Annotated in this window: 11 protein-coding genes; 6 read left to right on the forward strand and 5 right to left on the reverse strand. The window is 61.3% G+C overall.

Annotated features, from left to right (window positions below):
• Positions 1–134: 134 nt before the first annotated feature.
• The 6 genes from ACW9HX_RS18045 (at position 135) to ACW9HX_RS18070 (ending at position 6,564) form a co-directional block, all read left to right on the forward strand.
• Positions 135–1,049: an ABC transporter permease subunit gene (locus tag ACW9HX_RS18045; protein WP_007950661.1), complete on the forward strand. Its 915-nt coding sequence runs from the start codon at positions 135–137 to the stop codon at positions 1,047–1,049.
• A gap of 3 nt (positions 1,050–1,052) precedes the next feature.
• The gene (gene livM / locus ACW9HX_RS18050) at positions 1,053–2,354 is read left to right on the forward strand and encodes a high-affinity branched-chain amino acid ABC transporter permease LivM (RefSeq protein ID WP_457381634.1); all 1,302 of its coding nucleotides are present in this window, start codon (positions 1,053–1,055) and stop codon (positions 2,352–2,354) included.
• The gene (locus tag ACW9HX_RS18055) at positions 2,351–3,223 is read left to right on the forward strand and encodes an ATP-binding cassette domain-containing protein (RefSeq protein ID WP_065258801.1); all 873 of its coding nucleotides are present in this window, start codon (positions 2,351–2,353) and stop codon (positions 3,221–3,223) included. Before livM ends, ACW9HX_RS18055 begins: the two co-directional genes overlap by 4 nt.
• Positions 3,220–3,936 (forward strand): ABC transporter ATP-binding protein, encoded by a 717-nt coding sequence (locus ACW9HX_RS18060; RefSeq protein WP_457381635.1) that lies wholly within the window; start codon positions 3,220–3,222, stop codon positions 3,934–3,936. Before ACW9HX_RS18055 ends, ACW9HX_RS18060 begins: the two co-directional genes overlap by 4 nt.
• Positions 3,937–4,693: 757 nt before the next feature.
• A complete protein-coding gene (locus tag ACW9HX_RS18065) occupies positions 4,694–5,458 on the forward strand; it encodes an SDR family oxidoreductase (protein ID WP_007950653.1) in 765 nt (254 codons plus the stop codon).
• 200 nt (positions 5,459–5,658) lie between these two features.
• Positions 5,659–6,564: a cation diffusion facilitator family transporter gene (locus tag ACW9HX_RS18070; protein WP_457381636.1), complete on the forward strand. Its 906-nt coding sequence runs from the start codon at positions 5,659–5,661 to the stop codon at positions 6,562–6,564.
• Positions 6,565–6,603: 39 nt separating this feature from the next.
• Here the strand turns inward: ACW9HX_RS18070 and ACW9HX_RS18075 are convergent, their stop codons facing one another.
• The 5 genes from ACW9HX_RS18075 to ureE all read right to left on the reverse strand — a co-directional run bounded on the left by ACW9HX_RS18075 (position 6,604) and on the right by ureE (position 10,247).
• Entirely contained in the window at positions 6,604–7,737 is a 1,134-nt protein-coding gene (locus ACW9HX_RS18075; RefSeq protein ID WP_457381637.1) for an AGE family epimerase/isomerase, read from the reverse strand.
• Between the two features lie 100 nt (positions 7,738–7,837).
• The gene (locus tag ACW9HX_RS18080) at positions 7,838–8,410 is read right to left on the reverse strand and encodes a HupE/UreJ family protein (protein WP_064379124.1); all 573 of its coding nucleotides are present in this window, start codon (positions 8,408–8,410) and stop codon (positions 7,838–7,840) included.
• 27 nt (positions 8,411–8,437) lie between these two features.
• Positions 8,438–9,052: an urease accessory protein UreG gene (gene ureG / locus ACW9HX_RS18085; RefSeq protein ID WP_008001031.1), complete on the reverse strand. Its 615-nt coding sequence runs from the start codon at positions 9,050–9,052 to the stop codon at positions 8,438–8,440.
• 23 nt (positions 9,053–9,075) lie between these two features.
• Entirely contained in the window at positions 9,076–9,750 is a 675-nt protein-coding gene (locus tag ACW9HX_RS18090) for an urease accessory protein UreF (RefSeq protein WP_457381638.1), read from the reverse strand.
• On the reverse strand, positions 9,747–10,247 hold the full coding sequence (gene ureE / locus ACW9HX_RS18095; RefSeq protein ID WP_457381639.1) for an urease accessory protein UreE: 501 nt from the start codon (positions 10,245–10,247) through the stop codon (positions 9,747–9,749). Before ureE ends, ACW9HX_RS18090 begins: the two co-directional genes overlap by 4 nt.
• Between the last annotated feature and the right edge of the window lie 229 nt (positions 10,248–10,476).

Here is a 10,476-nt window from a genome sequence, read left to right on the forward strand (position 1 = left end):
CTATCGCTGGCAAGCCACCTCCCACAAGGGGGCTGTGGTGACCTGTCTGACATTGCTCCGACGTAAATCTGTATTTTTCCTAGAAGAACCGCGCGCCCCAGGGTGTGCAGGTTCTCACTGCGTGAGATTGCGTTATGGATGGTATTTTCCTGCAGCAACTGGTCAACGGCCTGACCCTCGGGTCGGTCTATGGCCTGATCGCCATCGGCTACACAATGGTCTACGGCATCATCGGCATGATCAACTTCGCCCACGGCGAGGTTTACATGATTTCCGCTTACCTCGCGGCAATCAGTCTGGCTCTGCTGGCTTACTTCGGTATCGAATCCTTCCCGCTGCTGATGCTCGGCACACTGGTTTTCACCATCGTCGTCACGGGGGTGTATGGCTGGGTCATCGAACGCATCGCCTATAAACCACTGCGCAACTCCACCCGACTGGCTCCGCTGATCAGCGCCATCGGTATCTCCCTGATCCTGCAAAACTATGCCCAGATCAGCCAGGGCGCCCGTCAACAGGGTGTTCCGACGCTGCTCACCGGCGCCTGGCGCATCGACGTCGGCTCGGGCTTCGTCCAGCTGACCTACACCAAGATCTTCATTCTCGTCGCGGCGTTCGTCGGGATGGGCCTGCTGACCTACGTGATCAAGTACACCAAGCTCGGCCGCATGTGCCGCGCCACCCAGCAAGACCGCAAGATGGCCTCGATCCTGGGGATCAACACCGACCGGGTGATTTCCTACGTGTTCATCATCGGTGCAGCGATGGCGGCCCTGGCCGGCGTGCTGATCACCATGAACTACGGCACGTTCGACTTCTACGCAGGCTTCGTCATCGGCATCAAGGCGTTCACCGCTGCGGTGCTTGGCGGGATCGGCTCACTGCCTGGCGCGATGCTCGGCGGGATCATTCTCGGGATCTCCGAATCGCTGTTCTCGGGCCTGGTCAACTCCGACTACAAAGACGTGTTCAGCTTCTCGCTGCTCGTACTTGTTCTGGTCTTCCGGCCTCAGGGCCTGCTGGGCCGTCCTCTTGTGTCGAAGGTGTAAGCGATGTCTTCAACCACTACAAAATCCATCGATATCAAAAAAAGCCTGGTTGAGGCGATTCTCGCCGGTCTGATTGCCCTGATCGTGTTCGGGCCGATTGTCGGCGTGGTGCTCGACGGCTACAGCTTCAACCTCGAACCGACCCGCGTGGCGTGGATCATTGCCATCGTCATGGCCGGCCGCTTTGCCCTCAGCCTGTTCCTGCAAACCCCCAAGGGCCTGCGCATCCTCGAAGGATTCGAAAGCACCGGTTCCGGCGTGCATGTGCTGCCCGCCGACCACAAGTCCAGGCTGCGCTGGATCATCCCGCTGCTGATTGTGCTGGCCGTGGCCGTGCCGTTCGTGTCCAACTCCTACCTGCTGGGCGTGGTCATCCTCGGATTGATCTACGTGCTGCTGGGGCTGGGGCTGAACATCGTGGTCGGTCTCGCCGGCCTGCTCGACCTCGGTTATGTGGCGTTCTACGCCATCGGCGCCTACGGTCTGGCGCTCGGGTATCAGTACCTCGGCCTGGGATTCTGGACGGTGCTGCCGCTGGCGGCGATCACGGCCGGTCTGGCCGGTTGCATCCTTGGCTTCCCGGTGCTTCGTCTGCACGGTGACTACCTGGCGATCGTGACCTTGGGCTTCGGTGAAATCATTCGTCTGATCCTCAACAACTGGTTGTCCCTGACTGGCGGTCCGAACGGCATGCCGGCGCCACTGCCGACCTTCTTCGGCCTGGAATTCGGCAAGCGGGCGAAGGATGGCGGGGTTCCGTTCCACGAGTTCTTCGGCATCGCCTACAACCCGGACGTGAAGTATTACTTCATCTACGCGGTGTTGTTCCTGGTGGTCCTGGCCGTGCTGTACATCAAGCACCGTCTGGTGAAGATGCCGGTCGGCCGCGCCTGGGAAGCCTTGCGTGAAGATGAAATCGCCTGCCGCTCGATGGGCCTGAACCACGTGCTGGTCAAGCTCTCGGCGTTCACCATCGGTGCGTCCACGGCAGGTCTGGCGGGTGTGTTCTTCGCGACCTACCAAGGCTTCGTCAACCCGACCTCATTCACCTTCTTCGAATCGGCGCTGATCCTCGCCATCGTCGTGCTCGGCGGCATGGGTTCGACCATCGGCGTGGTGATTGCGGCCTTCGTGCTGACGGTTGCCCCGGAACTGCTGCGCGGCTTCGCCGAATATCGCGTGCTGCTATTCGGGATCCTGATGGTGTTGATGATGATCTGGCGACCTCGCGGACTGATCCGCATCAGCCGTACCGGGGTCACTCCACGCAAAGGTGCCATTCACTATGAGAGGACTGCGCCATGAGTGAAGTCGTACTCTCTGTTGAAAAACTGATGATGCACTTCGGTGGCATCAAGGCCTTGAGCGACGTCAGCCTGAAGGTCAAACGCAACTCGATCTTCGCCCTGATCGGCCCCAACGGCGCCGGCAAGACCACCGTGTTCAACTGCCTGACCGGGTTCTACAAGGCCTCCGGCGGGAAGATCGAGCTCAACGTGCGCGGCCAGCAGACCAACGTCATCAAGCTGTTGGGCGAGTCGTTCAAGCCGACCGACTTCGTTTCGCCGAAGAACTTCGCCAGTCGCCTGTATTACAAGATGTTCGGCGGCACCCACCTGGTAAACCGCGCGGGCTTGGCCCGGACGTTCCAGAACATTCGCCTGTTCAAGGAAATGTCGGTGCTGGAAAACCTGCTGGTGGCCCAGCACATGTGGGTCAACCGCAACATGCTGGCCGGCATCCTCAACACCAAGGGGTATCGCAAGGCTGAAAGCGATGCGCTGGACTGCGCGTTCTACTGGCTGGAAGTGGTGGATCTGGTGGACTGCGCCAACCGTCTGGCCGGTGAACTGTCCTACGGCCAGCAGCGCCGTCTGGAGATCGCCCGGGCCATGTGCACGCGGCCGCAGATCATCTGCCTCGACGAACCGGCCGCCGGCCTCAACCCTCAGGAAACCGAAGCGCTGAGCGCGATGATCCGGCTGCTGCGCGACGAGCACGATCTGACCGTGGTGCTGATCGAACACGACATGGGCATGGTAATGAGCATTTCCGATCACATCGTGGTGCTGGACCACGGCATCGTCATCGCCGAAGGCGGTCCGGACGATATCCGCCACGATCCGAAGGTGATTGCGGCTTACCTGGGCGCCGACGAAGAGGAAGTCGTATGACGCAACCCATCCTCGAACTCAAGGATCTGGACGTGTTCTACGGCCCGATCCAGGCCCTCAAAGGCGTTTCGCTGCAGATCAACGAAGGTGAAACCGTCAGCCTGATCGGCTCCAACGGCGCCGGCAAATCCACCCTGCTGATGTCGATCTTCGGCCAGCCACGGGCGGCGGGCGGGAAGATTCTGTATCAGGGCGTGGACATTACCCACAAGTCATCGCACTACATCGCCTCCAACGGCATCGCGCAATCGCCGGAAGGACGTCGAGTGTTCCCCGACATGACTGTCGAGGAAAACCTGCTGATGGGCACCATCCCGATTGGCGACAAGTACGCCAAGGAAGACATGCAGCGCATGTTCGAGCTGTTCCCGCGGCTCGAAGAGCGCCGCACGCAGCGCGCAATGACCATGTCCGGCGGCGAGCAGCAAATGCTCGCCATCGCCCGGGCGCTGATGAGCCGGCCCAAGCTGTTGCTGCTGGACGAGCCGAGCCTGGGACTGGCGCCGATCGTGGTGAAACAGATCTTCGCCACCCTGCGGGAACTGGCGAAGACCGGCATGACCATTTTCCTCGTCGAACAGAACGCCAACCATGCGTTGAAACTGTCCGACCGGGCGTACGTGATGGTCAACGGCGAGATCCGCCTGACGGGCACCGGCAAGGAGTTGCTGGTGAACGAGGAGGTGCGTAACGCCTATCTCGGCGGGCACTGAGTTTTCAGGTTTTCCACAGCGATACAGAGCCCCGAGACGCCAGTCCCGGGGCTTTTTTGTATCCAGAGTCCATCACGATCCACGCCATTCCCGAAATTGTGGAAAACAAAATCCCCAACCTGCCAAAGCGCGACATATAGACGCTGCAAATCGCTGTTTTTCCACAGTTTTGACTTGTCCCCGTTTGCTGTGGAGCCGGCTGTGAATAACGTGGGAGTAGCTGGCTGAGAGCCTTTTAAAACGTGGCTTGCAGGCTTGTGATTGTTTTTTGATCAGGGCTTTTCCCAGTTGCTGGGGGCTCATTTGTCAACCTTTTTATGGCCACGGCAAAACAGGCGAATGCATGTGGGCAGGCCTGTGGATAAGTCTGTGATTAAACTCTGGAAAGACTGCGCTAAGGGCCGTGATTACTGGCCCTGCGCAATCACGGTGGTGACCGGTCGGTCGTGCAAAATGCCTTGCCCGGCACAATCGGCGGATCAGGGTCAAGCGAAAAACTTTGCTTTTGCCGCGCAAAGCCTTGTGTGGCGCGGCTTTGCGCATTTCCACTTGCCCCCGGAAACTGTGGAAGGGCTTGTGGATAACGTGCGTGCATGTGGCTACAGGCCACGCCACTCAAGGCGTTGCGAGGGTTGATCAAATTATGAGCAGACATGCGCGCCAGTAGATGGTTGCTCGTGAATGCGGGGCCGGGCATGCTGCCTGCTGATTTTCTATTCCAATGGCTGCCCCAGGTGGCCGAAGCAAGGAGAACACGATGTCCAACACCCTGTTTATCACCGGCGCGACGTCCGGTTTTGGTGAAGCCTGTGCCCGTCGTTTTGCCGAGGCCGGCTGGAAACTGGTGCTGACCGGGCGTCGTGAAGAACGCCTCAACGCGCTGTGCGCCGAGCTGTCGAAGCAGACCGAAGTGCATGGCCTGGTGCTGGACGTGCGTGATCGCAAGGCGATGGAGGAGGCGATTGCCAACCTGCCGCCGTCGTTCGCCAAATTGCGCGGCCTGATCAACAACGCCGGGCTGGCGCTGGGCGTGGACCCGGCACCGAAGTGCGACCTCGACGATTGGGACACTATGGTCGACACCAACGTCAAAGGCCTGATGTACAGCACTCGCCTGTTGCTGCCGCGCCTGATCGCTCACGGTCGCGGCGCCGGCATCGTTAACCTCGGATCCATCGCCGGTAACTACCCGTACCCGGGCAGCCACGTTTATGGCGCGACCAAGGCGTTCGTCAAACAGTTCTCGCTGAACCTGCGTTGCGACTTGCAGGGCACCGGTGTGCGCGTCAGCAATATCGAGCCGGGCCTGTGCGAGAGCGAGTTCTCGCTGGTGCGTTTTGCCGGCGATCAGGCACGTTACGACGCCACCTACGCGGGTGCCGAGCCGATCCAGCCGCAAGACATCGCCGAGACGATTTTCTGGGTGTTGAATGCGCCGGCGCACATCAATATCAACAGCCTGGAACTGATGCCGGTGAGCCAGACCTGGGCGGGTTTTGCCATCGAGCGTAACAAGGCCTGACACCGCATAACGGCTAATCGCTGGCAAGCCAGCTCCCACAAGTCAATCGGTTTACCCAAGCCTTGGGATCGCCTTGAAACCTGTGGGAGCGGGCTTGCCCGCGATGGGGCCGGAACAGGCAAAATCCCCGCATGGGGTAGACTCACTCCTCAACAACCCCACCGCACCCTGCGGTTTTCAAGGTTTTTCGAGGAGTTCAAGTGAGTAACCGAGGTGAGCAGTCTCTGCTCAAACAATCCACCCTTCTGATGTTGGCCGTGTCGATCGCCGGGATCGCCACCGGTTTTGTTTCGGGTTCCCAGTCCATCCTGTTCGATGGCTTTTTTTCGTTGATTGCAACGTTCATCAAAGTCCTGATGCTGATCACGGCGAAGCTGATCGCCAAGCAAAGCAACCAGCGCTTCCAGTTCGGTTTCTGGCATCTGGAGCCGATGGTGCTGCTGATCGAGGGCAGTTTCCTGCTGCTGATCGCTATCTACGCGTTTCTCAACGGCGTGTTCGGCATCATCAATGGCGGTCGTGAGATCGAACTGGGGCTGGTGATCATCTACGCGGCGGTGTTCACCGTTGTCGAGTTCGCCTACTTCTTCTACGTGCGCCACCGCAATCGCAAGCTCAAGTCGAGCCTGATCCAGTTCGACAACATCAGCTGGCTGGTGGACGCGATGCTGTCGGTTGGCCTGTTGATAAGTTTCCTCGCAGCGCTGCTGCTCAAGTCCCAGGGCTATGGCGAGTGGGCGAAATTTGTCGACCCGCTGATTCTCATCGTACTGGCCCTGACCATGCTGCCGCCGGCCTTCAAGATCCTTGGCCCGGCGCTGCGTGACGTGCTCGGCATCGCGCCGGATACGCTGGATGAGCAGGTGCGCGAGGTGATGGAGGCGGCGAAGGTCGAGCATGGTTTCGACGACTACGTGTCTTACGTGCAGAAGCACGGGCGGGCGCGGTTCATCGAGATTCATGTGGTGTTGCCGGCGGATTACCGGCTGCAGAGCGTCGGCCAGTTGGATGGGCTGCGCGAGGCGATTTCCGCGAAGCTGGGCAAACCGGATGCGGCGCGCTGGCTGACCATCAGCTTCACCGGCGACAGGAAGTGGATTGCCTGATGTTGCGTGGCGAGGGAGTCGCCTCCCTCGCCACGGCTGTCAGCTCAGATAGTCGGCGAGGCCGCGATAGCAGGTCGCCAAGTGATACGGCGTGGTCGACGGCATGTCCTTGCGGCTGACCTTGCCCTGTTCGTCGCGGCATTCATGCCAGCCACCGGCATGCAGGAAGTGCTGCTGCAACGCCTGCAACTGGCGCAGCACGGCGGCTTCGCTGTCCGGACGCAGTGTCAGCGCGCGCAGGTATTCGGCCTGGGCCCAGATGCGCTGGGTCGAATCCTTCGGGCGTCCGTCCATATTCAGATCGAGCATGGCCCGCACTGCACCGGACGGTTGCACCACGCCGTACTGCTCGGTGAACGCGAAGGCCCGGTCCAGGGCAGCATGCAGTTTCGAACCGCGGAGCAGAGGTGAGGACTCCAGCAGGAAATACCACTCGAACTGGTGGCCCGGCTCATACCAGTTATCCACAGCCCCCAGCGGTTTCTCCATCAGCACACCGGCCTGAGGATCGACGAAGCGCTTGTGCATGGCTGTGCATAACTCGCTCAGCGCTTGCTTGACCTGTGTCTCTTCGCGCACCGCCAGAGTGGCCAGGAACGCTTCGGCCAGGTGCATCAGCGGGTTCTGCAGCGGGCCGGTTTCCAGGGTGATCCAGTCGCGGTCGAGGCAGGCTTCGTAGAGGCCGTCACCGGTGGCGAAACGTCGGCCGATGACTTCCAGCGCGGCATTCAGGGTCGATTCGACCAAGGGCTCGCGGGACTTTTCCCAGTAGTGGGCGCAGGCGAACAGGATGAAGGCGTGGGTGTAGAGGTCCTTGCGCTGATCCAGCGGTTTGCCCTGGGGATCGATGCTGTAAAACCAGCCGCCGAATTCGGCATCGTGGAAGTGCCGTTGCAGGGAACGGAACAGTGCGGCCGCCCGAGCTTCGGCGTTATCCACAACCCCGATCAGGCTGGAAAACAGATACAGCTGCCGTGCGCAGGCCATTGCCCGATAGCGCTGCGGTGGCAGCGGCTGATGTGCGGCGTCCAGCGCCTCGTAAGGCAACGCCATGTCGGCGTTCCAGCCCGGTCCTTGCCAGAGGGGCACGATCACGTCCAGAAAGTGCTGTTGCACTTCACCGAACAGGGCGGTCAATTCAGGCAGGGAGGTGGAGCGGGAAGCGTGGGGCATGGGCGGACGTCGTCACGGCAGGGGCGATTGCGCGACATGGTAGCAGAGAGTGGCGATCGATCGTTCCCGCGCCATGCGCGGGAACGATCAGAGGTGCAATTCAGCCGGCCAGCAACCAAGCGCCCGTCACAGCCGAAGCGGCTCCGGCCAGTCGCACCAGCGGCGCGGCAGCCTGAGGCAGAAAACGCACGACCGCATAACCCGCCGCATGCAATGCCGCCGTTGCGACCACAAAACCGGCGGCATACGCCCATGGGCTCGACATGTCCGGAAGCTCCAGGCCATGGGCCACGCCATGGAACAGCGCAAACAACGCTGTCGCCGCCACCGCCATCACCAGCGGCGGACGTACCGCCAGCGCCACCGCCAGACCCAGTGCCAGCACCGACGCGGCAATCCCGCTTTCCAGCGCAGGCAACTCCAGCCCCTCAAAGCCGAGCAGGCCACCGATCAGCATGGTGCCAACGAAGGTGCACGGCAGCGCCCAACGCGCGGCGCCTTGTTGTTGCGCGGCCCACAGGCCGACGGCCACCATCGCCAGCAAATGGTCGAGGCCGCCGATCGGGTGGCTGATGCCGGCCACCAGGCCAGAGTCGCCGTGGCCAGGGTGGGCGAAGGCCAGAGCCGGTGTCAGCAACAGTGCGACGGCGCCGAGAATGCGTTTGAGTGTCATGGAGAAGCTTCCTTGTTGATCAGTGAGTCAGGCTGCGGTCAGCAGGCCCTGGCGTTCGATGAAGGCAATTATTTCTTCCAGGCCCTGACCGGTTTTCTGGTTGCTGAACACGAACGGCTTGCCGTTGCGCATGCGTTGGGTGTCGCTGTTCATCATTTCCAGCGAGGCGCCGACCAGGGGCGCGAGGTCGATCTTGTTGATCACCAGCAGGTCGGATTTGCAAATGCCGGGCCCGCCCTTGCGCGGCAGCTTGTCGCCGGCCGAGACATCGATCACGTAGATGGTCAGGTCGGACAATTCCGGACTGAAGGTTGCGGAAAGGTTGTCGCCACCGGACTCCACCAGAATCAGGTCCAGCCCCGGAAAACGCCGGTTCAGTTGATCCACGGCTTCGAGGTTGATCGAGGCGTCTTCGCGGATCGCGGTGTGCGGGCAGCCGCCGGTTTCCACGCCGATGATGCGTTCCGGCGCCAAGGCTTCGTTGCGTACCAGGAAGTCGGCGTCTTCGCGGGTGTAGATGTCGTTGGTGACCACGGCCAGGTTGTAGCGCTCGCGCAGCGCCAGGCACAGGGCCAGGGTCAACGCGGTTTTGCCGGAACCGACCGGGCCGCCGATGCCGACGCGCAGGGGTTGTGTGTTCATGTGATTCTCCAGACTGAAAGGCCCTAGGAACGGAACAGGCGGCTGTACTGGCGCTCATGGGCCATGCACGCCAGGGACAGACCGAACGCGGCGCTGCCGAGGTGTTCGGGATTGATTCGGGTGGCGTCCTGCTGCGCCTGTTGCAGCAGCGGCAGCAGTTCGCTGGTCAGGCGCTGCGCCGCTTGCTGGCCCAGTGGCAGGGTTTTCATCAGCACCGCGAGCTGGTTTTCCAGCCAGCTCCACAGCCACGCGGCGAGAGCGTCCTGCGGGCTGATCCGCCAGGCGCGGGCCGCCAGCGCCCAACACAGGGCCAGATGCGGTTCGTTGCATTGCTCAAGAAAGTCGCGGGCCGGCGCGTCGAGCTCGGGCAAACCATTGAGCAATTGCTGCAACGAGTAGCCCATCTGCCGGCTCTCCAGATGCAGTTCGCGGGTTTCGCGGCTGGCGCGGTGGCTTTCGCAGAGCTTGCGCAATTCATCCCAGTTTTCGTCCGCGGCGGCCTGGCAATGGGCGAGCAGCATGGGCGCCTCGAACCGTGCGAGGTTGAGCAGCAATTGATCGCTGATCCAGCGCCGGGCGGTGTCCGGGCTGTCGACGCGGCCGTTATCCACCGCCATCTCCAGACCCTGGGAATAGCTGTAGCCGCCAATCGGCAATTGCGGACTGGCCAGGCGCAGCAGCGCCCAGGCCGGGTTCACAAACGGACGCCGAACTGATGGAGTTTCGGCGCGTAGTTGAAGTCTTCGTCACCGTGCCGCGAATGGTGATGGCCGCCACCGTAGGCGCCGTGTTCCGGCTGGAACGGCGCTTCGATCGATTCGACCTGCGCGCCGAGTTGTTCAAGCATCGCCTTGAGCACGTAATCGTCGAGCAGGCGCAACCAGCCTTCACCGACTTGCAGCGCGACGTGGCGATTGCCCAGGTGATAGGCCGCGCGGGTCAGTTCGAAGGCGTTGGCGCAGGTGACATGCAGCAATTGTTCGGGGCGGGCGCAGACCCGGACGATCCGGCCATCTTCGGCTTGCAGGCATTCGCCGTCATACAGCGGCGGCTGGCCGCGCTCCAGAAACAGTCCGACGTCTTCGCCATCGGCACTGAAACAGCGCAGGCGGCTTTTGCTCCTGGCCTCGAAGGTCAGGTGCAACTCGGCGGCCCAGACGGGTTGGGGGTCGATTCTGCGATGAATCACCAGCATCGGAAAGCTTCCTGCTAAGGACAATGCTCAGGCTAGAGCAAGGGGCTTGCCAATCGGACGATGTGTAGGAAAACCCTGTCGGAGCGTAGTGGATGTTTCAAGATGTTGCAGGATTGTGAGGTGTTTTGGTGCATGAAGGTTTTTACATGCACCAAATCAGAGCTGTGATGCACGGCCAATGTGGGAGCGGGCTTGCTCGCGAAGGCATAGGGTCAGTTAATGAATCAGG

It is taken from the genome of Pseudomonas sp. SDO52101_S400 (assembly GCF_054071635.1).